Consider the following 26,035-nt stretch of genomic DNA (forward strand, 5'->3'; position numbering starts at 1 on the left):
GCTGATGCCCGAGGCGTGGAATCGACTGATCGCGGCGCTGGAAGCCCACTGGCAGGTCTACGATGCCTTCGTGATTCTGCACGGCACCGATACCATGGCCTACAGCGCGTCGGCGCTGTCGTTCATGCTCGGGGCCTTGAACAAGCCGGTGATCTTCACCGGCTCTCAAATTCCGCTGGGTGAGCCCAGAAGCGACGCGCTGAACAACGTGGTCAGCGCGCTACAGCTGGCGGCTCATCCGGCCACACCCTGCGAAGTGAGCCTGGTCTTCCATGACCGGCTGCTGCGCGGTAACCGCGCCCGCAAGGTGCGTACTCAAGGTCTGGATGCCTTCGACTCTCCCAACTTCCCCTGGCTTGCCGAGATCGGCATTGGCATCACCTTTCCCCAGCCCTCGGCGCTGCTCAGCGGGGAGCCCAACTTTGCTCCCATCGAACTCGATGACGAGGCGGTAGCGGTGCTGCCGCTGTACCCGGGTATGTCGCTAACGCGCGCCAAAGCGCTACTGGCAGACGACACGCTGAAAGGTGTGGTGCTACACAGCTACGGCGTGGGGAACCCGCCCAGCTTTGACGGTGCACTGCTCGACGCCTTGAAAGCGGCCCATGAGCGGGGCGTGGCGCTGCTCAACGTCACGCAGTGCGCTCAGGGGGAGGTCATTCAAGGCGCCTACGCCACCGGGGCGGCGCTCAATCAGGCGGGCGTGATCGCTGGAGGAGACATCACGCTGGAAGCCGCCGTGGCCAAACTCACCGTTCTGCTTGGCCGTGGGCTTTCTGGGCCAGCGCTGCGCAAAGCACTCAGCGCAGCGATGCGTGGCGAACGGGCTTGCTGATTCAGCAAAAACCCGCGTGAACCCTCACCCACTCGGGCGGGGAGGTAAGCGGGGGCCGCGCAAGCGGCCCTATTCTGGTGTCTTCTGTCCCTGCACATAAGCCTTGAGCGTCTCGATAGTGGCTCCGCCTGCGCTACAAGCGAAATACGATCTCGACCACAGCACGGCGCTCTTGCTGAGGCGCGGAATATGGGCATTCAAGAACCGCACCCGTCGGGACGACGTGGACTTCAAATTGTTGACCAGCACACTGATCGACAGCCTTGGCGGATATTCCACGAGCAGGTGAACATGGTCTTCTTCACCATCGAACTCAAGGATGCGGCAGTCGAGTTTTTCGCAAGCTGATTCAAATGCCTCTCGGAGCTGCCCGATCATGTAGCCGTCGAACACTTTGCGCCGATACTTCGTCGTAAAAACAAGGTGGACGACTAGCCGAGTGACGCTATGCCGCCCTCGCCGATAACTTTCATGCACACTCACTTTACATTCCTCGCTATAGCCCTTAATCTCTGGCTATTGTAGCAGTGAGCACTGACATGCTGAAGGCCACCAAGGTACGCATCTATCCCACGACCGAGCAGGCGGAGTTCCTGAACCGCCAGTTCGGCGCGGTACGTTTCTGCTACAACACCGGCCTTCGCATCATGTCGCATCGCTACAAGCGTCACGGGCAGTCGCTGAGCGCCAAGCACGACATCAAGAAGCTGCTGCCGGTGGCCAAGAAATCGCGCAAGTACGGCTGGCTGAAAGAGGCGGATTCCATGGCGCTCCAGCAGTCTTGCATCAACCTTGATCAGGCCTTCCAGCGCTTCTTCGACCCCAAGCAGAAGGCCGGCTATCCGCGCTTCAAGAGCAAGCGGGGCAAGCAGTCCAGCTATCACTGCGTCGGCGTCAAGGCCGGCGACAACTGGATCAAGGTGCCCAAGCTCGGGCCGATCAAGGCCAGGATGCATCGCCAGGTCGAGGGCAGGCTGAAAAGCATCACCCTGACCCGTACCGTCACCGGCAAGCACTACGCCTCGTTGCTGTTTGACACTGAGCAGGCTGCCCCGGCACCGCTGAAGGACGTTGACGCCGCTAAGGTCGTGGGCCTCGATATGGGGCTGTCGCATCTGGCCATTGACTCCACCGGCCGCAAGGTCGCCAATCCGCGCTTCCTCAAGCAGGCGCAGAAGAACCTCAAGCGCAAGCAGCAGGCGCTGTCCCGCACGAAGAAGGGCAGCGCCCGCCGAGCCAAGGCACGATTACTCGTTGCCAAGGCTCACGAGCGGGTTGCCAACGCCCGCAACGACTTCCAGCACAAGCTCTCTCGACAGCTCGTTGACGACAACCAAGCGGTGATCGTCGAGACGCTGAAGGTCCGCAACATGATGAAGAACGCCCGCCTCGCCAAGCACATCGGCGATGCGTCCTGGCATGCCTTGATGACCAAGCTGGGCTACAAGGCCAGGGAGCAGGGCAAGCATCTGGTCAAGATTGACCCGTGGTTTGCCAGCTCCAAGACCTGCCATGTCTGCCAGCACAAGATGGACGCCATGCCGTTGAACGTCCGGTCGTGGGAGTGCCCCGCCTGCCACACACAGCACGACCGGGACATCAACGCGGCGCTGAACATCAAGCATCAAGGCATTATCGAGCTGAAGGCGGAAGGGCTGTCCGTCTCTGCCCATGGAGGCTTGCGTAAGTCCGGCACATCGTCGGCAGCTGCCTGAGAAGTGGGAAGCCTCGCCCGTGGCGCGTCAGCGCTTAGGGCGGGGAGCAGTCACCCAAAGAACCAGTAACACACCAGAATGGCGGTGGTGATGCCTGCCACATCGGCGACCAGGGCGCATCCCAGTCCATGGCGAATGCGGCTAATGCCTACGGCGCCGAAGTAGACCGCCAGCACATAAAAGGTGGTTTCGGTGCTGCCCTGGAACGTGGCAGCCAGTAGCCCTGGGAAGCTATCGACACCAAAGGTGTTCATGGTCTCGATCATCATGGCGCGGGAGCCGCTGCCGGAGAGTGGCTTTACAAAGGCGGTGGGTAGTGCATCCACAAAGCGGGTATCCCAGCCAATGCCTTCCACCAGCCAGCGAATGCCGCCAAGCCCGGCATCCAGCACGCCGCTGGCGCGCAGCACCCCGACGGCCACCAGCATGGCCACCAAGTAGGGCAGCAGGGTGATGGTAAAGCTCAGGCCTTCTTTGGCACCCTCGATAAAGGCGTCATACACCTTCACGCCGCGCAGTGCCCCCACGACCAGGAACATGATCACAATGCTGAACAGCGTGAGGTTGCCAACCAGCGTGGAAGCCGCGGCCAGCGCTTGAGCCGACATCCCCGCCAGCGTGGTGATCAAAAGCCCCAGGGCCAGCGCAGCGGCCAGCAAGTACCCCAGCACCACCGGTTGCCAAAGCTTCAGACGCTGCATGATGGCCACCGCCAGCAGCCCGGCGAGGCTGGACGCACTGGTCGCCAGCAGAATCGGCAGGAACACCAGCGTCGGCTCTGCCGCCCCTTGCTGGGCGCGGTACATGAAAATCGTGACGGGCAGCAGGGTCAGCGACGAGGTATTCAGTACCAGAAACAGGATTTGCGCATTGCTGGCGGTATCGCGGCTGGGGTTCAGGGTTTGCAGCGAATGCATCGCCTTGATGCCAATGGGCGTCGCAGCGTTATCCAGGCCGAGAATGTTGGCGGCAAAGTTCATGCTGATCAGCCCCATGGCCGGGTGGCCGCGGGGCACTTCGGGCATCAAGCGGCAGAACAGCGGGTCGAGCACTCGCCCCAGCAGGCGGATTAACCCCGCCTTTTCAGCAATGGCCAGAAATCCCAGCCACAGCGTCATGGTGCCCAGCAGCACCAGAATGATATCGACGCTGACCCTTGCCATATCGAACAGCGACTGCACCAGGCGGGCAAACACCTCGCTGTCGCCACCCACCAGCCATTGCCAGAGCGATGCCGCAAAGGCGGCAATGAAAAAGCTTAACCAGATTCCGTTGAGCATGGTGGGTGGGCGTCCTTGATGATCGAAGCAATACGCTAGCTGCGTATCCTACCCAAGGAGCGCCCGCTCACGCTAACCCGACAGCGAAAGAAAGAACAGAATCAGCGGCGGGGAGAGTAGCGAGAGGATAAAGCCGCTGACCACGGCAATGGGCACACAGGCCACGCCGCCATGCTGCTGAATCACGGGCAGGGTGAAGTCCATGGAGGTGGCCCCGCCATAGCCAATCGCCAGCGCGGTATGGCGGTGGATGACCAGCGGAATCAGTATGAACGCCAGCAGCTCGCGGGTCAGGTCGTTGAAGAACGCCACGCCGCCCATCAGCGGGCCGAGCTGGTCGCCAATCAGAATGGCCGACAGCGAATACCAGCCAAATCCGGAGGCCATGGCCAAGCCTTCGTTCCAGCGCAATGAGAGCAAGGGGGCGGCGGCCAATCCTGCCAACAGCGAGCTGAGCGCCAGGGTGACCGCAATAGCGAGCCCCAGGCGATTGAGCAAAATCTGTTTGAGCGGCATGCCCGAATTACGCAGTTGGCAACCAATCAACACCAGCAGCACGTAGAGCACCCACTCTGCCAGCCAGTCCGCCATGGTAAATAGCGCTTCTCCCAGCGTGGGGCCGAGCAGCAGCCCCAGCGCCACGCCACCTGCCACCACGGCGACGAGCATCAGCGAGCCGCCCATGGCCGCCAGTTTGCTGGTGGGGGCGTCCTTGACCACGGGAGAGCTCCCCGCGCTCAGGCGTACGCGTCTGGACAGCCACCAGAGGGCGGCAAGATTGAAGAGGGTGGTGATACTGAAAAGCAGCAGGGCGTTACCCCCGAGGCGAGACAGCTGGCTACCCAGATTTTCAAGCCCCGCCAGGCTCACTCCCATGAACAGCAGTATCAAGTACACCGAGCCACTGACGGCTCGGTTGATGAGATTCAGCCACGCCGTGGAGCGAACGCGAACCAGATAGCCCAGAAACAGCGGCAACAATACGATCAATAAGCCTGAGAGCATCTAGCGTTCATTACCCTCGTCAGGCGTGAAGCGTGTCATGGTGATGGTGGTCTGGCGACGCCCCTCCTTTTGGTACTCCGCAGAAAGGATCAGCCCGGGCCAGTCAGGGTGAAAATTGATCACCAGGTAACGGTCGGGTTTGTCGGCATCCACCAGGGTAACCGGCTGGGCATCGAAATCCCCAGCGGGGACGCTGACGCTGGCCGGGGCATTCAGGTAGTACTGAAAGTGCTCGTCTCGGCCCCGGTGATCCACGAACGAGATATCGCAGGGCGCCTGCTGGGAGCAGTCTTCATGGCCGACCCGCCGTGACAGGTCGAACAGAGCCGTCTGGCGGTCCAGCGAGTGGATATCGGCTTCGTTCAACTGGTAGCTGTCGCCCACGCCAAACAGCGAGTAGCTGCTGTTATAGAGCAGCGAGCGAGTGGCGTCATCGTCCACCGCAAAGCGGCTGCGCTCTTGGCCGCGCGCCACGGCCACGGAAAAGCTCATGTCGCTGAGCCAGTGCAGGCCTTCGTTGGATAGCGTATGGGTGATGGTCGCGCCCGGCCAACCACGAATCTCCAGCCGGTACTGTGCTTCGAACGGCTGCGGGGCAGCCCAGGCAGCATCCTCGACGGGCTGCTCTGCGACGGCGGCTGTCATGCCAGACATAGTCAGGGCACCCACGGCAATGCTCAGCCAGCGATGAGCCGCAGTGACGTTAATATGACGCAAAGGCCATTCCTCCATTGAATATATGATCCTCAGAGCCCTTGACTCAGCCCTTGGTTCCCTTGCGTCGCTGGCCCGTTCTCAGCAAACGATAGCACTTGGCAAAGTATAACGTGCCGAGCAGTGGGCGTCAGTAGCCCGCCTCAGGGTTGACGGTGGCGAGAGGTTCACCGGCATCGAAGGCATGCAGATAGGAGATGACCTGATCGATGGCGTCATTCAGCGGAGTCGGGGCCGCCATATGCGGCGTCACGATCACCCTAGGGTGCTGCCACAGTGGGTGGTTGGCAGGCAGCGGCTCTTCGTGGAAGACGTCCAGCAGCGCACCGCGCAGGTGGCCTGGCTGCTGTTCCGTGCCAAGGGCTTTCAACAGGGCTTGTTCGTCGATCAGACTCCCGCGCCCAGGGTTGATCACACTTGCCCCTGGCGGAAGTTGCGCCAGCCGGGCGGCGTTCAGGATATGCCGAGTGGCCGGGGTATCCGGCAGGATGGTCACGACGCTCTGCACCTTGCTTAACAGCTGGTCCAGGCCCTCGTCACCGTGCAGGCAGCGTACCCCGCTGATCTGTTTGGCAGAGCGGCTCCATCCCCAAACCGGAAACCCTGCCTGCTGCAGTGCACTGGCCACATAGCCACCAATGGCCCCGAGCCCCAGCACGCCCACCGGCCAGTCGGCCTTGCCGGCGACTGGCTGCGGCGTCCACTGGGCGTGGGTCTGCTGTTGGCGATAGCGGTCCATGCTGCGGTAGAAGTGCAGCACGCCGTATAGTACGTAGTCGGCCATCAGTTCGCTCATGCCCGCGTCGCGCAGCTTGACGATGGGCACGCCTTCAGGAAGGCCCGGCGTATTGAGCAAGTGGTCGACGCCTGCCCCGAGATTGATGATGCCCTTCAGGTGCGTTTGCTCCTGCAGCAAATGGGCCGGAGCCTTCCAGACGGCCAGGTAATCAGCGTCGAGCCGCTCGCTGGCCGGGGCGTCGCTGGTCAATACCGTGGCCTGGGGCAATGCGTCGGCAATAGCGGCCTGCCACTGCGCGGCATTGTCGATATGGACGACAATTTTCATGAAGGCTCCTTAGCTGCGGCTTCTGGGGGGAAGCTTTATCATGAGCGAGAGAACCCGAAGACCGCAACCCATGCGAGGCGCGTCGCTTCGCGGTCAACGCCTCGTTAGAAGCGATGTTAACGGTCTATGCAATTTTTGCCATAAAGGCTTTGACCGCTGACCAAGGAGGGGTGCTAGTATCGGGGCAAGGCGACATTGGCGGGCCAGCAGCGGCGGTGACCAGGTCGATCCTGTGGCCCAGTGCCGCGACTTACCGCGGGCGCTGGTTCTAAGTGATCTTTTATTGGCGAGTTGCCCGATGACAGAGGTTTCCCTGCCTTTCACCCGTGAAGAGTACGCCAGCCGTTTATGGAAAGTGCGTGCTGAAATGGCCGGTCGCGGCATCGATGTGTTGATCGTCAGCGACCCTTCCAACATGGCGTGGCTGACCGGCTACGACGGCTGGTCATTTTATGTGCACCAGTGCGTGCTGGTGGGGTTGGAGGGTGAGCCGGTGTGGTTTGGTCGCCGGATGGATGCCAATGGCGCGCTGCGCACCTGCTGGATTCACCCCGATAACATCACCTATTACCCGGATTACTACGTCCAGAACCCCGACATGCACCCGATGGAGTATCTGGCGCAGTCGATCATGCCCGATCGTGGCTGGCACACCGGCGTGGTGGGCATGGAAATGGACAACTACTACTTTTCTGCCAAGGCTTACCAAAGCCTGCTCAAGGAGCTTCCCCACGCGCACTTCATGGATGCCAATGCGCTGGTGAACTGGTGCCGGGCGATCAAGTCTCCCCAGGAAATTGCCTATATGCGGGTCGCCGCCAGGATTGTCGAAGGCATGCACTCGCGCATTCTGGAAGTGATCGAGCCGGGGTTGCCCAAGAGCAAGCTGGTGTCTGAAATCTATCGCGTGGGCATCGAAGGGTTCATCGACGAAAACGGCAAGGTGTTTGGCGGTGATTACCCGGCCATCGTGCCCATGCTGCCTACGGGCAAGGATGCAGCGGCGCCACACCTGACCTGGGACGATACGCCGTTCCGCAGTGGTGAAGGCACCTTCTTCGAAATTGCCGGGGTGTTCAAGCGCTACCATGCGCCCATGTCGCGCACTGTGTTCCTCGGCACGCCGCCCACCGACTTCATCCGCGCCGAATCGGCCTTGCTGGAAGGCATCGAAAACGGCTTGGCCGTTGCCAAGCCCGGCAATCGCACGGCCGACATCGCCATGGCGCTGGGGGCGGCCATGGACAAGTATGGTTTTGACCGCGGTGGCGCGCGCTGTGGCTACCCGATTGGCATCTCTTACCCCCCCGACTGGGGCGAGCGCACCATGAGCCTGCGCCCCTCGGACGAGACGATTCTGCAGCCGGGCATGACCTTTCACTTCATGCCGGGCCTGTGGGTCGATGACTGGGGGCTGGAAATTACCGAAAGCATACTGATTACCGAAGACGGCTGCGAAACGCTGGCAAACTTCCCCCGCCAGCTGTTCGTGAAATAGCCGCTCGTTCAATAAAAAGGATTTACCATGACGCTTCAACCGAACTCACTGCGGCCCAGCCCCATCTCTGCCACCGTCGACTTCGACGCCGACGGCGTGCAGCACGGCTTCTTGAAGCTGCCAATCTCCACCGATGAATCCGCCTGGGGGGCGGTGATGATTCCCGTGACCGTGGTGAAGAACGGCGAAGGCCCCACGGCCCTGTTGACGGGGGGCAACCATGGTGACGAGTACGAAGGCATAACGTCGCTGCTCAAGCTCTCCTCGACGCTCAAGGCCGAGGAGGTGACTGGCCGTGTGATCATCGTGCCCTGCATGAACACCCCGGCGGTGATGGCAGGCAAGCGCACCTCGCCGATGGACAAAGGCAACCTGAACCGCAGCTTTCCCGGCGACCCTAACGGCACGGTGACCTCACAAATTGCCGACTACTTCACCCGGGTGTTGGTGCCCATGAGCGATGTCGTGCTCGACCTGCACTCCGGTGGCCGCACGCTGGATATCCTGCCGTTTGGTGCGTCTCACGTACTGGATGACAAACACCAGCAGCAGGCGGCGCTGGAAGGCGCCAAGGCCTTCGGTGCGCCTTATGCCATGGTGATGTTCGAGCTGGATGCCGAAAAGTTGTTCGATACCGCCTGCGAACGTCAGGGCAAAGTATTCGTGGCCACCGAGCTTGGAGGCGGCGGTACCTCCACCCCGCAAAGCATCGCCATTGCCGAGCGCGGCGTGCGCAACTTCCTGATTCATTACGGTTTGGTAGAAGGCAACGTGGAGATGCCCGAAGGCGGGCAGATGTACCTGGATATGCCGGACGCCAGCTGCTACGTGCAGAGCCAGCACGCCGGCGTGTTGGAGCTGCTGGTGGCACTGGGCGACGAAGTGAAGAAGGGCCAGACCATTGCCTACGTTTATGACATGACCCGCAGCGGGTCGGCACCGGTAGCGTACCAGGCCGAGCGCGACGGCATTCTGATGGCGCGCCGGGCCCCTTCGTTGATCAATATGGGCGACACCCTGGCGGTGATCGCCGACGTTGTCGAACGCCTGGAGGCATAGCCCTCGGCATGATGAAACTGGATCGCTATGATTTAAAAATCCTCGATATCCTCTCCCGGGATGGACGGATCACCAAATCGAAGCTGGCCGAGGCGATCAATCTCTCGGTCAGCCCCTGTTGGGAGCGGGTGAAGCGCCTGGAGAAGGCGGGTGTGATCGAAGGCTACACGGCACGCATCAATGCGGAGGTATTGGTGCCGCGCAACCCTGTGTGGGTGCAGATCGAGCTCAAACAGCACAACGCCGAAAGCTTTGCCCGTTTTGAAGCACTCGTGATGGCTACCCCCGAGGTCACCGAATGTGTGGCCGTGGGCGGTGGCGTTGATTACCTGGTGAAGTTCGAGGCCCGCACCATCGACAGCTACCAGCGGCTGATGGACAAGTGGCTGATATCGGAGGCGGGGATCGAGCGCTATTTCACCTATATCGTCACCAAAACCGTCAAGCAAGCGCCCATCGGAATCGATATCGACAGCGCCCAGTAGCCGCGCTGCCGAAAAAACCCACGCTCACGCCGCATTTTGCAAAAAAAGCGCAGGGTTTGCCGGTCGCTTTCAAAAACACTTCGTGGCCACTCTCCGTTAACCTGAAGGCATTCGATAGCCGGGCGGATCTGCCTGGCTGACCATGCTGTTCAGGAGGGGGAGGTGCCATGACCATACTATCGGCCACGCTAGTAAAACGCCTGGAAGATCCGCGCCTGTTTCGCCAGTACGCGTATGTGAACGGCAAGTGGGTCCATGGAGAGGGCGGCCGTGAGGAAGCGGTGGTTGACCCCGCGACGGGTGACGTCATCGGCCATATTCCCCTGCTGGAAGCCGAACAAATTACCGCCGCAGTGGATGCCGCCGAAGCGGCATTCGTTCACTGGCGGGCGCTGCGCGCCGATGAGCGCTACGAGCGCCTGCTGGCGTGGTACGACCTGATTCAGGCCAACCGCGAAGACTTGGCCACCATCATGACGCTCGAGCAGGGTAAGCCGCTGCCGGATGCCCGTGGCGAGGTCGAGTATGGCGCCAGCTTCGTGCGCTGGTTCGCGGAGGAGGGCAAGCGCACCTACGGCGAGACCATTCCCAGCCACATTCCCAACGCATCGCTCGGCACCATCAAGGAGCCGGTGGGCATTGCGGCGATGATCACGCCCTGGAACTTCCCGCTGGCGATGATCACACGTAAAGCCGCCGCTGCGCTGGCGGCTGGCTGCCCGGTGATTGTGAAACCGGCCAACGAAACGCCATTTTCGGCGCTGGCGCTGGCTGAACTCGCCGAGCGTGCGGGCATTCCAGAAGGTATCTTCAACGTCGTGCTGGGCGAGCCTGCGGAAGTCTCGAAAATTCTGTGCGGAGAGCCGCGCATCCGGGCGCTTTCATTCACTGGTTCCACCCGTGTTGGCCGCTTGCTCATCGAGCAGAGCGCCAACACCGTAAAGCGGCTTTCGCTGGAGCTGGGCGGCAACGCCCCCTTTATCGTCGGGCCGGATATGGACCCCAAAGAAGCGGCCTACGCCGCCGTGGCCGCGAAGTTCCAAACCGCCGGGCAGGATTGCCTTGCCGCGAATCGTATTCTGGTACACGAATCCATTCACGATGAGTTCGTGGCCCAGTTCACCGAGCGCATGGCGGCACTCACCGTAGGCAACGGCCTGCACGGCGAAGTGGATCTTGGTCCTCTGATTCACCGCCAAGCGGTCGAAAAAGCGGCTGCGATTGTGGACGATGCCATCTCTAAAGGGGCCACCCTGATCGCGGGTGACCAAAGCCAAGCGCCGGGCGACAACTTCTTCATGCCGGTACTGCTGACCGGTGTGACGCCAAAAATGAAGGTATGGCGGGAAGAGAACTTTGCCCCGGTGGCTGGCATTACCGCTTATAGTAGCGACGACGAAGTCATCGAAATGGCCAACGACACCGAGTACGGCCTGGCCGCGTATATCTACACCCATGATATACGCCGCATCTGGAAGCTGATGCGTGCATTGGAGTACGGCATGGTGAGCGTCAACTCGGTGAAAATGACCGGGCCGCCCGTGCCTTTCGGCGGCGTCAAACAGTCCGGCCTTGGCCGTGAAGGTGGCGCGACGGGGATCGATGAGTATCTGGAAACGAAGTACTACTGCCTGGGCGCGCTGGGATCGGTATCGGGGAGCTAGCGCGGATAGTGTCGCAGTCGAGGCTGGTTAAGCACTAAGCGAACCGTCTTTTTCAGGGATGAAAAAGCCGAGCGCCCAGGGACGGGTTTACAGCGTGTTCGCGTGTGCTTAACCAGCCGTTCAGCCCGCAATATTTTAAGTGCCGCCCCGCTGATCGGGGAGGCTTATCGTACAGAGAGAACGTTATGAGCTTGCATCAGGATCTGATTGAACGCGATCGCAAAGTCACCTTCCACGCCTCTACCCATCTGCGTGATTTTGCCCATGGCGATGCGCCGGGCCGCGTGATTACCGGCGGTAAAGGCATCCACATCGTGGACAAGGATGGCCGCGAGTTCATCGATGGTTTTGCGGGTCTTTACTGCGTCAACATCGGCTATGGTCGCACCGAAGTGGCGGAAGCGATTTACAAGCAGGCGCTGGAACTTTCCTACTATCACACCTACGTGGGCCACTCCAACGAGCCGCAAATCGAGCTTTCCGAGCGTGTGCTGAAAATCGCAGGCCTCAACATGTCCAAGGTCTACTACGGCATGTCGGGCTCTGATGCCAACGAAACCCAGCTCAAGATCGTGCGTTACTACAACAACGTGCTGGGCCGCCCGCAGAAGAAAAAGGTCATCTCGCGCATGCGCGGTTACCATGGCTCAGGCATTGCGTCTGGCTCGCTGACTGGCCTGAAGGCGTTCCACGACCACTTCGACCTGCCCATCGATACCATTCGCCATACCGAAGCGCCGCACTACTACCTGCGCGCCGCCGAGCAGCACGGCATGACCGAGCTCGAATTTTCTGCCTACTGCGCGGACAAGCTGGAAGCCATGATTCTAGAGGAAGGCCCTGAGACCGTCGCGGCCTTCATCGGTGAGCCGGTGCTGGGCACCGGGGGCATCGTGCCGCCGCCGGAAGGCTACTGGGAAGCGATTCAGCCGGTGCTGGACAAGTACGATGTATTGCTGATTGCCGACGAAGTGGTGTGTGGCTTTGGCCGTACCGGCTCCGACTTCGGCAGCCACCACTACAACATGAAGCCTGACCTGATCACCATCGCCAAAGGCCTGACCAGCGCCTATCAGCCTCTTTCAGGTGTGATCGTTGGCGACAAGGTGTGGAAAGTGCTGGAGCAGGGCACCGGCGAATTCGGCCCCATCGGCCACGGCTGGACCTACTCCGGCCACGCCCTGGGCTGTGCCGCAGGCCTTGCCAATCTGGATATCATCGAGCGCGAGAACCTGGTGGGCAACGCGGCAGAAACCGGCGCTTACTTCCAGCAGCAGCTGAAAGCAGCCTTCGAAGGTCACCCGCTGCTGGGCGACGTACGTGGCGTTGGCTTGATGGCGGCGTTGGAGTTTTCGCCGGATGCCAAACAGCGTCTGCACTTCGACCCCATGCTGAAAGTCGGCCCGCGCGTCGCGGCGGCGGCCATGGAAGAGAACCTGATTGCCCGCGCCATGCCCCAGGGCGACATCCTCGGCTTTGCGCCGCCGCTGACCATCAATCGTGGTGAAGTGGACGAGATGATTGGCCGCGCCAAGCGCGCCATCGACCGTGTCACTGACGAGCTGGTACGCTCTGGCGATTTGAAGACCGGCCAACAGGAAGCGACTTTTACCGTATAAGTTCAGGCCTGCATTGCTTAAACGCCGCTGCCGATGGCAGCGGCGTTTTGGTTTGAATAGCCACATTGGGCCAAAACTGGCTCAGGACGACAGGGCGGTAAACTCGCTAAGCTGTAGCAGTGCGCCAGGAGATGGATTGAACCAGGACTGTCGTTAGCGCATGAGCACACGCTTGACATCCTCCCCTCCCTCAGCTTGCGCTGCCGTCTAGCGACGGAAAGGAAGGGGATTCCCAGGTTGTTACCTTCCTGGTTTCTGCTTCCAAGACGATTGCCCGAGGGAATGGCTTGGTTATCGCCGTAAAAGTCCCACAGTGGGGATTTTTACGGTGGCGAACCAACTCATATCCCCCAGGTCTCACATCGTCTCCACAGACGTAACTTTCCGAGTGCCCCTCGGTAGGTCGTGTCGACGTGAGTAGTATAGCACTGTGCAAATCATCAGCAAGGGCATCCTGCGGATGCCGCGCTATCCATCCGCTCACTAAAAGTAAGCGGTTTTTCGCGCTGATTGATAATGGTCGCTGTTCCATCATCAGGATGCTTGATCATGTCGAAGAAAATCTACTGCACCGCCAGCTTCAAACCCAAGCCTGGCAAAGAAGAAGCGGTCTTCAAGGCGCTGCAAAGTCTTGAGCCCAACGCCCATCGTGAAGATGCTTGCCTGCTGTACACGGTGACTCGCCAGATCGATAACCCGTTTGCCCAAGGCACCAGCTACCCCATCGTGTTTCATGAAATCTGGGCCAGCCGTGAGGAGTTCGAAGCGCATTGCCAGCGTAAAGAGATCCAGGAGTTTTTCGCTCAGCACGTCGAGTCGCCGGATGGCGACATCGAAGACGCCAACGTATGTGTCTACACCGATGAGCCGTGGAATTTCGACGCCCCCAAGGTGTCATGAGTGCACAACGTGTAGAATAGCCCCGCGAACGAGAGCGACTACGGAGCCAACATGACCGAAAAAAAGATGAACGTCGAAAGCTTTAACCTGGATCACACCAAGGTAAAGGCACCCTATGTGCGTCTGGCCGATATCAAGGAAGGCCAGCACGGCGACCGTATTCACAAATACGACCTGCGTATCTGCCAACCCAACAAGGAGCACATGGAGATGCCCGCGCTGCACTCCCTGGAGCACCTGATGGCGGAGTTGTCGCGCAATCATACCGATAAAGTCGTCGATATCAGCCCGATGGGCTGCCAGACCGGCTTCTATATCGCGTTGATCAACCACGACGATTACGACGACGTACTGTCGATCATCGAGCAGACGCTCAACGACGTCTTGACCGCCACCGAAGTGCCTGCCTGCAACGAAATACAGTGCGGCTGGGCCGCCAGCCACAGCCTGGAAGGTGCCCAGGAACTGGCGCGTAACCTGCTGGCCAAGCGCGGTGAGTGGACTGAGGTGTTTGCTTAAGCAGCCTTGAGTCGACTCAGCATGCAGAACGCCCCATCCGGGGGCGTTCTAGTGTGAGTTTGAGAAGCTGAGGGCAACTAGCGATGGGTTGATGAAAATGGGGTTGAAACGGCCTTGAGAATGATGTGCTGCCCCAGTTGCTCTGGCAGTACCCGAGCTGAGTAGTCGCCCTCTATTTCTTGACAGATCTCTCGATATGCGTGCAATTTAGGACCTTTTTGTACCTTCGGAGCCTGACTAATAAACACCATATCGTCAGGGTTATGGCCAGAAGCTTTAAGGCGGCGTAAATGCGCTAGCCACTTATCGCCCTTCTCAATAATTTTGCTGGCATCATCCAAATCAAAGCTGATGGGTTTAATGGCCTGCCGTATGTGCGCGCCTTCCTGCCAGACAAACGGCAACTTTACACGCACGATATCGTTTCCTAGCGTTTGCTCTGTGTAATGACGGTTCAACGATTTTAGCCATTGCGTGACATCTTTGGTGAGCTGCTCTTCTGGTGATGCTACGTGCTTAAAATCATGATGAACATAGCGGTTGAATAGTTCATCTAGCGCTGCTTGTGGATCCTTTGCGGCTAGCGTGCCAGGCCTGCTAAAGCGAAACATGGCTTCACGAGGCTCTATCAAATCTTTGAAAATGCGCAGCTGCACCTCAGGTTGGGCTTGGTGTTGATTGGCTAGATCAACCGTCCTTTTGAGCTCTGTGACGAAATGTTGGCGTGCCTGAGTAAACACTTTCGCTGGCAGTTTATCGAAAAATTGTGTGATGCGTTTTCGAGCAACGGTTTCAACGCGTTGCAGGAACACACCGTTATTGCAGAGCATGATGACTCCCAGGTTCGCGAACTCGCCCGTGTCCAGGTAGGGTTGAAAGCGCAGCACTGCATAATTACAAATAATGGCGCTCATATCAGGCTCCAAAAGGAAGGGTCGCGTAACCGTGCTAATAGATTGAAGCGCTCTGCCAGTGAGGGATATATCTCTGAGGTGGCATCGTCTATGTCGTAATAGATCCACTCTAGAGGAATCGAATCAATGATCATATCCCAATCGTTCAGGGCCGCGTCAAGCACCGCCTCGTGGCGTGCCCGCACCTCCAGGTCCGCAAAACAGGCACGCTGATGGCTAAATACATGATTTTCAAAATCGCCGTTAGCGTCGATAGGATCGAAAGCTAGATTATGATCAATCACCACCAAACCGCTCATTGAGCTCCATAGCAGGTTGACGTTGCCACCTTGAGCGCTCAGGCGACGATCCTCATTGTTAACCCACATATCGAATAGCAAAAGCCGCTGCTGTGTCACTTCATCGACTTCTGAGATTTGTGAAAAAAGCAGATCCTGACTATGCGAAGCGACCTTGGAGGCAAATGCCAGCCCACCCTTCAGGTCGTCGGCGCGAGGTTCCATGGAAAAATCTAGCATGCCTGCCGGAAATCGCATCAAAGCGTACTCAGCGATGGGTAATTCACACCGCCGTGCCAATTCAGCGCAAATAAGCTCAGCGACCAATGACGGCTGGCCAACGCCATTGATGCCTTTGACCACGTACTGTTCATCCATGACATCACGCACAATAAATGGCTGCGTGCGGCCTTGAGTTGATTGGCGCAGAATTTCCTTGGCTTCTACGATGCGGGGCTTTTCCATCATCACCTCACCAGCCGCCAGTGTTCGTTTTCTTGCTGTGCCTGGCCGAGTGTATCGCGTAGCACGCGACTCGGGTGGCAAGGACTCTGGGCCAAGCGGTTTTAATCTTGGGGGCTGTTGGAATGCTTACCTCAGCTCCAGTGCTTTGCAGCTTGATTTGGGCACGAGAGGTTTCCACAGGATTGAAGGTGAATTTTCAATAATACAAGTAGATGCCACCTATGGCCCACTGGGTTTCACCGCGTTAATTGAGAAATAAATCTAACAATGCGCTGCAAAGGACGTTTGACCCGTTGCCGATTTTTGCTGCCGCAAAAAACGTCACCGCGTCAAACGCCTCTGAGCTTAGGCGTAGGAGCAAGAAAAGACGACTTCTCGTTGAATCAGCCCGGCATTGCCAGAGGAGGTCTCGCACCCAGGTGCTTTGCGATCCCCCAATGTGACCTTATGGCCTCTCTGCTGTAGGTGCTAGGCAACGGATACTCCGACCATGCCAGCACCCAGAATCAGAATCTCACGTGCCATAAATCCATTAACTTCTTATTGGGCTCGTGCAGTTTGTGCCTTGTGGCTGTGCTTCATGCGTTGGCGCACCCAGGCAACGGTTATTGCGGTAATCAGGATGAACCCGATATAGCCGAACACGGGATACACCATGCCGACCAGACTGACAAATCCAAACATGCTGCAGGCATAGGCAATGATGCCCGCTATTAAGGATCCAACGCGGAAAGACGTGGTATCGGCCTGCAAAAATCGGGATGAAAAAGAGTAGAGGCAGCCCACTGCGGTATTGAAAATCATCAGCAGAATGACGATCGACACCAGCGAGGAAAGCGCAGGGGAAACCTCTAGTGCTAAAGCCAGCATCGGCATAGGCGTATCAACCAGACTGTCCAGGCGCGACAGCATGGCTAGACTGATCGTCATCATCAGCGCACCCAGGGTAATGCCGCCAAGAATACCGCCCCAGGTTGCTTTGCGGCGGTCTTTTGCAGCACCGCTGGAGATGGCAAGAATCGCGACGCAGCCGAAGATGTTATACGAAACGTACAGCATGGCGCCCAGTGCCCAATGGCTGGTGGCTGCGTTTTGGTCGAGTGCCAACTGGTTCAGTGTCGTCAGGTCGGTTTCTCGGGTTGCCAGTGCGTAGATCGCGATGCCGAGTGCCACCAGAATCAGCAGAGGAGTGATGCTGCTGATCAGCGTGAGCACTTTTTTCAGTTTGAGACAGGTGGCTGCAATTACCAGCAGAGTCACCAGCGCGCTGCCCCAGGCTACAGGCAGGCCCAGCTTTTGTTCCAGCAGTGCGCCGGCACCGGCCAGCATCACTACGGCGATGGCAAGCATGAAAAATGTCATCAGCAAATCGATGGGTTTGCTAAGCCAGGGGCCACAGATAGCCCGTACAACTTCCTTGTGAGAAGTCGCTTGAAGCTCGCTACCCAGATTCGCCAGAGTCATGCCCAGGAAGATAAAAGCGGCAGTACTCAGCGCGACACCTGCCAGCCCCCAAACGCCGAAGCTAACAAAGAATTGAAGCAGCTCCTGGCCTGAAGCAAAGCCTGCTCCAACCAGAAATCCGACAAAAGCGCCCGCGATTTTCAATACATCTTTCATGGTGCCAAATCCTCAGTTTCTTATTTATGTGTGCCAGTTAGCTGGCTGAATCAGGCTTCACCGACCCAGGCTTGCACTTCTACTTCGACATCAACGCCCAGTGCTAGGCCTGCTGTCACGGTGGAGCGAACCGGCAGACCTGCTTCGAAATAGCGTTTGTAGACTTCGTTGAAGCCCGCAAAGTGCTTCATGTCCGACAGCCAGACGGTCGCTTTAACGACCTGCGCAAAACTTGCACCACAGTGTTCAAGGGACTCGCCGATACGGGTCATGACCGCTTCGGTTTGCTCTTCGATACTGCCTTTGACGACTTCGCCTTCAGCAGTCATGGGAATCTGGCCTGAAAGCATCAGGAAACCTCCCACGCGAACGGCACGGGAGAATGGGAAGGGCAAATCGCTGGGGATACGTTCGATTGAATTGGACATGGAGTTATATCTCGTTGATGGCTATTGAGTGGCCGAGCCGCACGCGCAGCACGATAGAATCACAATTTCTCTTAAATGATAATTCTCGTAAAAGGGAATATCAAATGTGAGAACCTTAAGGAACCGCTGATCAATTCGTCTCTGAGCGGCTAAAGCACTCAGGGCGGCATATTCACCGCGTCAACGGTCACTTTCTGGCCACGGAAGGTGGCCTTTTTACCCTGGCAGCCTGGTTATCCAGCTGCCAGGCCAGATTCAAGACACACTGGCCCCGTCAGCATGCCCCTGGCATCGTCCAGCCAGCACCAAATTGCCGAGGGCGAACAGGGTGAACAGCTGCGCCTGGTTCCTGGCCAGCCCCTTGTAGCGAACCTTCCGGTAGCCGAAGAGGTTCTTGATGACATGAAACGGGTGCTCGACCTTGGCGCGGATGCTGGCCTTGGCCTTCTCGATCGCCAGCAGCAGCGCTTTCATGGGACTGTCTTCCATCTTCTTGATGGGGCCGCGCTTGGCGGCGACACAGCAGCGGGAGTCCGGGGCATCCTTCTCTTCGTCCAGGTACTTCCACATGCCGGTGTAGCCCGCGTCGCCGTATACCCGCTTGTCATCCTCCCGGACCAGAGCGCCGGCCATGGTGACATCGGCGACGTTGGCCGACGTGGCGGCGACACTGTGGGTCAGTCCGGTGACCGCATCGACACCGATATGGGCCTTCATGCCGAAGTAATACTGCTTGCCCTTCCGGGTCTGCTTCATCTCCGGATCGCGCTGCCTGGCCTTGTTCCTGGTGGAAGGGGCGGCCGCCACAATGGTGGCGTCGACGATGGTGCCCTCGCGCATGAACAGGCCCTGCTCGGCCAGGTGGGCGTTGATTTCCTCGAAGATCCGCTGGGTCAGGGCATGCTGCTCCAGCAGGTGACGGAAGCGCAGCAGCGTGGTCGCATCCGGCACACTCTCGATGGCCAGATCGATACCGATGAAGTCACGCATGGCCTGGCTGTCGTAGATGGCATCCTCCAGCGCTTCATCGGCCAGGGCATACCACTGCTGCAGGAAGTAAATGCGCAGCATGCGCTCCAGGCCAATGGGTGGTCGGCCTCGCTTGCCCGCTGAATTCGGGAAGTAGGACGGCGACAGTGCTGCGATCAGCCGTTGCCACGGCACCAGCTTCTCCATCCTGGCAAGAAACCGCTCGCGGCGGGTGACCTTCTTCTTGTTCTGGTGCTCAGCCTGGGCGAATGAGATCTGTTTCATCGGAGTGGCTCTGTCAGCGGGTGTTGGACGACAGGTCAGATTTTACCTCGTCGGTGGCTATGAGGCAGCTCCGACGGGATTTATGCAGCGTTTCCTTAAAGTCAAGCTGTTTTCGGGATACACTAGGACTTCGTATTCATAGTCAGGTCGAGCCGCGAAGCTTTCATGCCAACAGACTCACAATCCCAGCCGTCCGATACACTGATCGACCGAGTACTGGTCGGCTCTCGCCTAAGGGCTCACCGTAAACAGCAGAAATTCACCCTGAAACAGGTGTCTGAGAAAAGTGGTGTTGCGCTTTCAACGCTGTCGAAAATGGAGTTGGGGCAGGCAACTGTCAGCTATGACAAGCTTGCTGCTGCCGCACGTGCTCTGAATGTCAGCCTGCCCCAGCTGTTCAACCCTGAATCGGGTGCGGACAGGTCAGATAAGCCAACGGTGGTCACCAGCAAAATTTCTGAGGCGACTGGGTATGCTACTGGCAGCTATGAATATCATCCTATTGCGGGTGAGTTTCCCGGTCGGAGCATGATGCCGGTTTATGCTCGGATTCAGGCGCGTGATCTGGGTGAGTTTGAAGACTTCATCCGCCACCCCGGAGAGGAGTTTGCCATGGTGCTATCGGGGCGCGTCTGCATTCACTTTGAAAATGGTGAAAGCATCAGCCTGGGTGAACGAGAAACGGCTTATTTCAACAGTTCCATCGGGCATATTTATCTGGCCGAGGGTGATGAAGATGCAGAAGTAATAGCTGTGATGTCGGAACCCAAAGAGGGCGATCTTCAAGGCTGAACCAGCTATCAGGCTTCGCCAATTTCGTGAAAACACAGAATGTAAAGGGGGAGCCCCTGACAGGCTCTTCCTCTTGTTTTGGCTGAAGCAGGTTACAGCGACTTGGCCAGCTCCAATGCTTCAGCAAAAGTGATCCGCTGACGGCTAAGTTTTGGTAGGATTGAGGAAAGAGGCGAGGAATGGTCGGGCACGTTCAATGAATTGGACGATAAGCGTGAGAAACTCAGAGGCCTGATTCAGCATCACCTACTGGCGCACCGCGCGAGATGAGGCCAAGACGGAAGCCAATCTGGATCGGGATATCCGACGGGCCAAGACGATTCTCTCGCTAGATGCAGCCATGAACAAAGAGGATCGTTTTCTAAAGACGCACAGCCCAAGCCTGGTGCACCACTACAGACCAAGTCGTTGAAACCCTGCGTTACGTCCTCAAAGCCTAAGCTCATGCGTCTCCCGCAACACCGTCACTGTATTAGCAGTGTTGTAGGAGGGCGCTTCAGCGCGCGATGATCACACCACATAAGCAATCTAGCCACCCCGTAGCGCGGCGTAACGCTTGGCGAGGAACGAGCCAAAAGGCACCCGCAGCGGCGGCCCGGCGCGAAGGCAGCGTCAGCTGCCCAAAGCCTGCTCCAGCTCAATTTTTCTTCAAAGCCACGTGACCTAAGCCAAATTTATCAATAAAGTATGATTAAATCGTGAAAACGAGCCGGCACGCGAATTTTGGATATGTTGCCTCGCTGGGTAAATAAGACCTGAATCCGTGAAGCCGGCGCCGACACTTTCCCTATCACCGCCAGCGAGCACTTTTTGATCATTCGCCCCGTGCAAGTTGGCTTTCGCAAGCCCGTTATTGCCAAAACCCACCGTGCTGATCGGTGCTGACGGCCCGTTTTGTCATGCCTTTCCACCCGCCAGGCACGACATATCTGGCGATCGCGTGTCGCCTGGAACTGCTTGTGGATAGAGTGTCGCCGATTGACGGTCAGCATGGCGTTCCTCGTGGATAACGCAGTCGGCTCCGCAGCGTCTTGAGCACCGTCATGCGCCCGATATCCTGCCCGACGTCGAGGATGATCTGCCGTGCCTTGTGAATCACGAGAGCCGCACGGTGCACCAACTCTTGTAGCACGGTGCGCAGCCGGCGCCGCTTGGCCGGGTGGCGAACCGGGCTCAGCTCGCCGGTCATGCCTAGCTGTCCCATCAGGCGCAGGATGTTGTAGGCCAACTGGGCGAGATGCAGGATCAGATCGTTGGTGGCGAACTTGCCGGACGGCAAGCGCTCCAGGTCGAGATCGGTCTTGATCTCGCTGTGAAACTGCTCATGGGTGGCATGCGCCGGTAGCGCTTGATCACCGCCTCCGGCGCCTCGTCGAGCTGGTCCACCAGCCTTCCAACTCATAGTCCGGTTCGAGCAGCAACTGGTATCGCGATCGGCGGTGCGCTCTACCGGGCGCATCACGCGTTGGACGACGTATTCGGTCTTGTTGTCGTCGTGGATCGAGACGGTCTGCGTCCACAGCGCACGGCGCTTGCCGGACGCAGCTCTTCCCAGTAGTCCGCCGCCACCGCCAGCCGGTATCTCGATCAGCCGTGGCCGAGCCGCGCGGGTTCCATTTGACGACATAGTCGAGCCGGCGCCCCTCGTCGGCAAAGACCGGCGTTGCTGTTCGAAAGCGCCGGTGCGCCGGCTGTCGAAGCCGCTGTCCTCGCGTAACAGGATCGGTTGCTGGTCAGGCATTGGGCGCGAGGCAGTACCCGCTCGGGAAGGCGTTGCTCTCCTTCATGGTGTGCTGCTTGCCAGGCCGCAGTTCCAGACCCAGGCACCACCCTTCGTTGCCCAGATAGGCGGCGATCGGGGTGTAGCCATCGACCTTCTGGTAGGTCCGCGAGACGCCTTCCTTCTTCGAGTTGCTGTTGTCCATGACGAAGGTGTCGATGTCCAGGCAGACGTGCGTCGTCTCGGCGGTGATCGGTGCTTCGATCAGTGACAGCAGGGTCGTGGACCAGGTGGCGGTGCGTGCCTGCAGGTCGTTGGCGGCAAGTTTCTCCAGCCGCTGTCGCAACGTCGCCGCGCTCGGCACCTTCTGCAGGGTCAGCAGTTGTTGGAAGGGCTTGTCGCGGCGGAAGTTCTCGACAGCCTCATAGTCGCTCATGCCCAGACACAGCAGGCCCAGGTAGCTCTTGATCACGTCACTGGTGCGCATGCCCAGCGTGGTGGGGAAGCGGCCGTCGATGCTGTCGACGCCAGCGATCTCGAAGCATTGCCCGATGATGGACAGCCCGGCGTGGCTGGTGAGGGTGCGGCGACTGGCGCGGAACTTTATGTTGGGCATGGCACTGTCTGGGTGAATGGCGATAATGGCTATATTGCCATGCAGGTCAGTGGGTTAGAAGTGCTTCCGAGGGCCGGTCTCACGGATTCAGGATCCACCCTCATTCCTGCCATCGGCAACGCTTACCTTTTCTTTAGCCTTATTTCCCTAGCTTTGGGTATCGAGGAGCCGCCTCTATAGGGAAAAGTGCAACGCAGCGGCTGCGCTCAGCACGGGGCTATTTGTCGATGGTGAGCGTGGTAGGATATGCCGCATCATCCGTGCCGTTTCAGGAACATCTGCATGCCCCAACCCCTCGCTTACCAGTTCTCTGGCCTCATCACTGCCGAGGCGCCGATCACGGTGGATTACGTTGGCATGGAGCAGCGTCTACCGCGTACGCCGCATGGCCAGGTGTTTCTCAATGGCGGTACCTTGCGTGGTCCGCTGCGCAAGGCGGGGCTGACCATGTTGATCCGTGAGTTGGCGAAGGCACACGGCAAGCCGCTGGATGGCATCTTCAACCGTGCCGAGATGTACATGCTGGGCGAAGGGGTGGATATCACCCGCCAGGTCAATAGCGAGGAAGGCGGCACTCACGATCCCCGCGCCGAGGCGTTCCTGCGCGCCGCTAATCCTTTCCTCAGCCTGTTCGGACGCTGGAAGCTGGCCGGCTATCTGGAGGTAGGCGCATTGCTGACCTCGCGCGATAACCTGATCACGGCGGGGCAAGGCGTGCGTCACGACCAGTTTGAGCATAGCCCGCAGTTGGCTCAATACCTGGATGAAGCCGAGCATGAAGCGCTACTCACTGAGCTGCGCAGTGCCCGCGAGAGCATGGTAGAGATTGAGGCGCTGCGTGCTCAAGTGCGCGAATTACGGGAACGCTCACGCAATAGCGACGACCGCACCGTCAGGCAGGAAATCAGCACGCAGATCAAGGAACTGGAAGCTCAGGAAAAGGAGATCCGCAAAGCACGGGAGGGGTCGGAAGAATCGATCAAGCATCCGATCCAGGGTGTCGAGGCCATCGCGCCGGGCAGCCAGCTACAGAGCCGCCTGCGTATCATCGAAGGCTCAGCGGAGTCCTTGGGCCTGTTGCTGCATTGCTTGGGCGAGTTTTCCCAGCGCCCACGCCTGGGCGGGCATCTGGCGACCGGCTTTGGCGCGATCAGCGCTGAGTGGGAGGTACTACAGCGGGCAGCAGGGCAGCGCCGGGCCAGTGTGATAGGTCAGGTACGGCTGGATGACATGGGCATCGAACTTGACGGTGAACCGCTGGAAGCTGCTTGGGAGGCATTCGCCCAGGCACTGCCGCAATACGACTTTACACTCTCTACCCGCCAGGAGGCCCGTAAGCAGTGGAAGTCACGCAAGTGAGCGAGCGTGAGCCCCCTTCTCCCAAGGGCATACCTGCTGCGCGGGCACAGGCCTTTCGCCTGCTGCTGCAACTCCACACCCCGCTTATATTGCCCTTGGTGGTACCCCGGCTCGATACCCTGCTGCAAGAAGCCGCTTGTCGGCGGGCGCTCGACTGGTCGCGTTACCACACCTTGCCGCTGCTCTTCGATAAGGCACGCGGCGGCTACCGCGCTTCACAACTGATTTTCGGCGTGACGCCGCACGCTGGCTTGGAAGCGCAGGCGCAGGCGAAGATCGGGCATATCCAACGTCTGCCGCTGCTGCAGGCGCGCAACGTGCGCGCCGCGTTGCGCATTGATGGTGGCGACTGGGCACCTAAAATGACCCACCATCAGGCGCTGCTGAGCCCCTACGTGCTGTTTTACGCCGAAGGCGATCCGGATGCCTGCATCAACCTATTGCAAGAGCTGCCGCAAATCGGCATCGGACACAACCACGGCCAAGGCATGATCAGTGTGGCCAGTGTATCTCCCAGCACTGAACAGCGCTGGCGGCAGCGCCCCTGGCGGCAAGTGGAAGAGCATACGGGCATGGCCTACTCACCGCTGGCTGACACATTGCGGATGACCTCTTGGGGTACGGATGAACCCGTGTTTCGACCGCCGCGCATTCTGCGGGAGATCCTGGCATGAGCCGCCATCTTGCTTACCAGCGTCTGTTTGCCGCCACCCACGAGCTGCGCGTGGGGGCCGAGTTTTCTCGCTTTACCCCGGATACCCCCAGTTGCGCTTGCTGTAACCGCCGCTGGAGTGAGGTGGAAGCCCCATTTCAGGCAGCGGAATACCGTTACGGCAAGTCCGGTGAGCCGGAGCAGGTATGCCTGACCTGCTATACCCCGCGCATTCCGAGTGAACGCCTGCTGGGTCTGGAACGCTATAACCACACTGGCAACACCACCACACCGATCTACGGCAAGCTCGGCATGCTGGTAGGCTCGGGGGGCATCATCACGCCGCGCAACGAGCTTTATCTGACCCTGCCGCCCAAGCTGCACGCCAAGTACAAAAAGGGCGAGTGGGGGCAGCAGGGCCGCTTGAGTACCGATAAACCACTGGCTCGATTGCTCGATTTACTGATTGCCGGTGCCCTCTCTGCGCCGGGAGAGCGCCCCCTGGAACAGGGCTTCGTCTATATCGAGAACTGGGGCCGCAAAGCGGATATTTTGATGCGGCGCTTGCTGGCAACCACCTCGCTGAAAGAAGTGTGGTGCAACAGTGAGCAAGGTGTCACGCCGCTAGACCTGCAGGCGATTCTGGAAACGGCACAGGTGTTGAAAACCCTGGAACTAACCAACCAGGCTGACCGCCTCGTGTTCTGGAAGCCGATTACGGATGCTGCACGGGGCCAGCGTGACGATGCTGCTTTCGATGCCTGGCTTGGCAAGGTACCCGACCCCCGTGCGCTATTGATGGCGCTACCGACCGACCCCTTCGACCGGCTGCGTTTACCTGCGGTGCTGCGTGAAGTGATGCCACGCCTGTCAGCCCTTGAAGCCTACCTGACACCCGCGCCCCCACAAACACAACGGCAAGGATCGCTGTTTTGAACACCATGACGGTTCACACCTTCGAGGCCGCTGTGCTCTGCCACCCCGGCCATGCGCCGGGGCAAGCTCCCACCCTGGACGACTACCACCGCACCGCCTGGCGACTGTTTACCGGCGATACTCACTATTCCCAGGGTGAACGTCCCTTCTTGTTTCGCTTCGATGCACTCGATGATGATCGCCATCTGCTGACCCTCAGAGCTGACCGGCCATTCCCTGGCGCCTATCAACGCCAACAGGCGTTTACCGTCGGTGCTGATCTCTGCCTGGAGTGGCTGTGGGTGCCCAGTGTCGCCACACGGCTATCGCCGCAGGGGGAGCGGTTGCCGCGTAGTCGCCATGTGCCTGCGCCCCGTGAGCGCTGGGAATCTCTGCTCAGCGAGCGCTTGATGCGCCATGGATTTACCGCACAGCCTGATCGGATTCACTGCCTGCCGCTAGGTCGCTGGCAACAGCGTACTGGCTTGGCCGCCTGGCATGAAGTCGTACACGTCAGCGCACAGCTCACCGTCACCGACCCGCAACGTGCCGCGCTGGCCTGGCTCGGCGGGCTCTCGCGGTTACGTACTTACGGCATGGGCCTGCTGTTCCAGCAATAGTGAAACCACCTGCCAAGTGCGCTACCATGGCCGTCTCCGCCCT

24 protein-coding genes and 2 pseudogenes are annotated in these 26,035 nt (G+C 59.1%); 14 read left to right on the forward strand and 12 right to left on the reverse strand.

Annotated elements, in window-relative coordinates:
- The first annotated feature begins 4 nt into the window (after positions 1-4).
- Complete coding sequence (locus KVY02_RS03710; RefSeq protein ID WP_256357559.1) at positions 5-835, forward strand: asparaginase; 831 nt, start codon at positions 5-7, stop codon at positions 833-835.
- Between the two features lie 69 nt (positions 836-904).
- On the opposite strand, the gene tnpA is transcribed toward KVY02_RS03710, so the two are convergent.
- On the reverse strand, positions 905-1,318 hold the full coding sequence (tnpA, locus tag KVY02_RS03715; protein WP_081136200.1) for an IS200/IS605 family transposase: 414 nt from the start codon (positions 1,316-1,318) through the stop codon (positions 905-907).
- A 56-nt stretch (positions 1,319-1,374) separates the two neighbouring features.
- Here tnpA and KVY02_RS03720 point away from each other — a divergent pair, with 56 nt between their 5' ends.
- Positions 1,375-2,550: an RNA-guided endonuclease TnpB family protein gene (locus KVY02_RS03720; protein WP_218314419.1), complete on the forward strand. Its 1,176-nt coding sequence runs from the start codon at positions 1,375-1,377 to the stop codon at positions 2,548-2,550.
- A gap of 50 nt (positions 2,551-2,600) precedes the next feature.
- On the opposite strand, the gene KVY02_RS03725 is transcribed toward KVY02_RS03720, so the two are convergent.
- The 4 genes from KVY02_RS03725 to KVY02_RS03740 all read right to left on the reverse strand — a co-directional run bounded on the left by KVY02_RS03725 (position 2,601) and on the right by KVY02_RS03740 (position 6,615).
- Positions 2,601-3,830 carry a nucleoside recognition domain-containing protein gene (locus KVY02_RS03725; RefSeq protein ID WP_081136197.1) on the reverse strand — a complete coding sequence of 410 codons (1,230 nt, stop codon included), beginning with the start codon at positions 3,828-3,830 and terminating at the stop codon, positions 2,601-2,603.
- Positions 3,831-3,902: 72 nt separating this feature from the next.
- Positions 3,903-4,835, reverse strand: coding sequence for a lysine exporter LysO family protein (locus tag KVY02_RS03730; RefSeq protein WP_081136195.1), 933 nt, complete (start codon positions 4,833-4,835; stop codon positions 3,903-3,905).
- Positions 4,836-5,480 carry a hypothetical protein gene (locus KVY02_RS03735; protein ID WP_371317417.1) on the reverse strand — a complete coding sequence of 215 codons (645 nt, stop codon included), beginning with the start codon at positions 5,478-5,480 and terminating at the stop codon, positions 4,836-4,838.
- Positions 5,481-5,679: 199 nt separating this feature from the next.
- Entirely contained in the window at positions 5,680-6,615 is a 936-nt protein-coding gene (locus KVY02_RS03740; protein WP_218314423.1) for a 2-hydroxyacid dehydrogenase, read from the reverse strand.
- A gap of 298 nt (positions 6,616-6,913) precedes the next feature.
- Here KVY02_RS03740 and doeA point away from each other — a divergent pair, with 298 nt between their 5' ends.
- The 7 genes from doeA (at position 6,914) to KVY02_RS03775 (ending at position 14,359) form a co-directional block, all read left to right on the forward strand.
- Complete coding sequence (doeA, locus tag KVY02_RS03745) at positions 6,914-8,113, forward strand: ectoine hydrolase DoeA (RefSeq protein ID WP_081136191.1); 1,200 nt, start codon at positions 6,914-6,916, stop codon at positions 8,111-8,113.
- Positions 8,114-8,140: 27 nt separating this feature from the next.
- Complete coding sequence (doeB, locus tag KVY02_RS03750; RefSeq protein ID WP_016916264.1) at positions 8,141-9,172, forward strand: N(2)-acetyl-L-2,4-diaminobutanoate deacetylase DoeB; 1,032 nt, start codon at positions 8,141-8,143, stop codon at positions 9,170-9,172.
- An 8-nt stretch (positions 9,173-9,180) separates the two neighbouring features.
- On the forward strand, positions 9,181-9,657 hold the full coding sequence (locus KVY02_RS03755; RefSeq protein WP_081136187.1) for an Lrp/AsnC family transcriptional regulator: 477 nt from the start codon (positions 9,181-9,183) through the stop codon (positions 9,655-9,657).
- Positions 9,658-9,824: 167 nt separating this feature from the next.
- The gene (locus KVY02_RS03760) at positions 9,825-11,321 is read left to right on the forward strand and encodes an NAD-dependent succinate-semialdehyde dehydrogenase (protein ID WP_218314425.1); all 1,497 of its coding nucleotides are present in this window, start codon (positions 9,825-9,827) and stop codon (positions 11,319-11,321) included.
- A 185-nt stretch (positions 11,322-11,506) separates the two neighbouring features.
- On the forward strand, positions 11,507-12,940 hold the full coding sequence (locus KVY02_RS03765) for an aspartate aminotransferase family protein (RefSeq protein ID WP_081136184.1): 1,434 nt from the start codon (positions 11,507-11,509) through the stop codon (positions 12,938-12,940).
- Positions 12,941-13,489: 549 nt separating this feature from the next.
- Positions 13,490-13,840, forward strand: a complete 351-nt coding sequence (locus KVY02_RS03770; RefSeq protein ID WP_016916271.1) for a putative quinol monooxygenase — start codon at positions 13,490-13,492, stop codon at positions 13,838-13,840.
- 51 nt (positions 13,841-13,891) lie between these two features.
- Positions 13,892-14,359 carry an S-ribosylhomocysteine lyase gene (locus KVY02_RS03775; protein WP_081136182.1) on the forward strand — a complete coding sequence of 156 codons (468 nt, stop codon included), beginning with the start codon at positions 13,892-13,894 and terminating at the stop codon, positions 14,357-14,359.
- 77 nt (positions 14,360-14,436) lie between these two features.
- Here KVY02_RS03775 and KVY02_RS03780 read toward each other — a convergent pair whose 3' ends face one another.
- The 6 genes and pseudogenes from KVY02_RS03780 to KVY02_RS03800 all read right to left on the reverse strand — a co-directional run bounded on the left by KVY02_RS03780 (position 14,437) and on the right by KVY02_RS03800 (position 19,318).
- Entirely contained in the window at positions 14,437-15,273 is an 837-nt protein-coding gene (locus KVY02_RS03780; protein ID WP_218314427.1) for a DUF3037 domain-containing protein, read from the reverse strand.
- Entirely contained in the window at positions 15,270-16,019 is a 750-nt protein-coding gene (locus tag KVY02_RS03785; RefSeq protein WP_016916274.1) for a HipA family kinase, read from the reverse strand. The genes KVY02_RS03780 and KVY02_RS03785 overlap by 4 nt, the downstream gene beginning before the upstream one ends.
- Before the next feature lie 363 nt (positions 16,020-16,382).
- Positions 16,383-16,541, reverse strand: a pseudogene (locus KVY02_RS18250) (FAD-dependent oxidoreductase); the annotation flags it as partial.
- 15 nt (positions 16,542-16,556) lie between these two features.
- Positions 16,557-17,636: a YkvI family membrane protein gene (locus tag KVY02_RS03790; RefSeq protein WP_100732351.1), complete on the reverse strand. Its 1,080-nt coding sequence runs from the start codon at positions 17,634-17,636 to the stop codon at positions 16,557-16,559.
- A gap of 50 nt (positions 17,637-17,686) precedes the next feature.
- Positions 17,687-18,064, reverse strand: coding sequence for a RidA family protein (locus KVY02_RS03795; protein WP_038483437.1), 378 nt, complete (start codon positions 18,062-18,064; stop codon positions 17,687-17,689).
- A gap of 255 nt (positions 18,065-18,319) precedes the next feature.
- On the reverse strand, positions 18,320-19,318 hold the full coding sequence (locus tag KVY02_RS03800) for an IS5 family transposase (RefSeq protein WP_218313908.1): 999 nt from the start codon (positions 19,316-19,318) through the stop codon (positions 18,320-18,322).
- A 165-nt stretch (positions 19,319-19,483) separates the two neighbouring features.
- Here KVY02_RS03800 and KVY02_RS03805 point away from each other — a divergent pair, with 165 nt between their 5' ends.
- The gene (locus KVY02_RS03805) at positions 19,484-20,110 is read left to right on the forward strand and encodes a helix-turn-helix domain-containing protein (protein ID WP_100732372.1); all 627 of its coding nucleotides are present in this window, start codon (positions 19,484-19,486) and stop codon (positions 20,108-20,110) included.
- A gap of 985 nt (positions 20,111-21,095) precedes the next feature.
- Here KVY02_RS03805 and KVY02_RS03810 read toward each other — a convergent pair.
- Positions 21,096-22,446: pseudogene (locus tag KVY02_RS03810) on the reverse strand (IS1380 family transposase).
- 282 nt (positions 22,447-22,728) lie between these two features.
- On the opposite strand from KVY02_RS03810, the gene KVY02_RS03815 reads away from it, so the two are divergent.
- The 4 genes from KVY02_RS03815 to KVY02_RS03830 are packed head-to-tail and all read left to right on the forward strand — an operon-like array spanning position 22,729 to position 25,992.
- Complete coding sequence (locus tag KVY02_RS03815; protein WP_100732252.1) at positions 22,729-23,805, forward strand: hypothetical protein; 1,077 nt, start codon at positions 22,729-22,731, stop codon at positions 23,803-23,805.
- Positions 23,787-24,479 carry a hypothetical protein gene (locus tag KVY02_RS03820; RefSeq protein ID WP_218314429.1) on the forward strand — a complete coding sequence of 231 codons (693 nt, stop codon included), beginning with the start codon at positions 23,787-23,789 and terminating at the stop codon, positions 24,477-24,479. Before KVY02_RS03815 ends, KVY02_RS03820 begins: the two co-directional genes overlap by 19 nt.
- Positions 24,476-25,393, forward strand: coding sequence for a hypothetical protein (locus KVY02_RS03825; RefSeq protein ID WP_100732253.1), 918 nt, complete (start codon positions 24,476-24,478; stop codon positions 25,391-25,393). Before KVY02_RS03820 ends, KVY02_RS03825 begins: the two co-directional genes overlap by 4 nt.
- Entirely contained in the window at positions 25,390-25,992 is a 603-nt protein-coding gene (locus KVY02_RS03830; RefSeq protein ID WP_218314430.1) for a type I-E CRISPR-associated protein Cas6/Cse3/CasE, read from the forward strand. The genes KVY02_RS03825 and KVY02_RS03830 overlap by 4 nt, the downstream gene beginning before the upstream one ends.
- Positions 25,993-26,035 lie beyond the last annotated feature (43 nt).

This window comes from Halomonas sp. 18071143, assembly GCF_019211725.1.
Lineage (GTDB): Bacteria > Pseudomonadota > Gammaproteobacteria > Pseudomonadales > Halomonadaceae > Vreelandella > Vreelandella stevensii.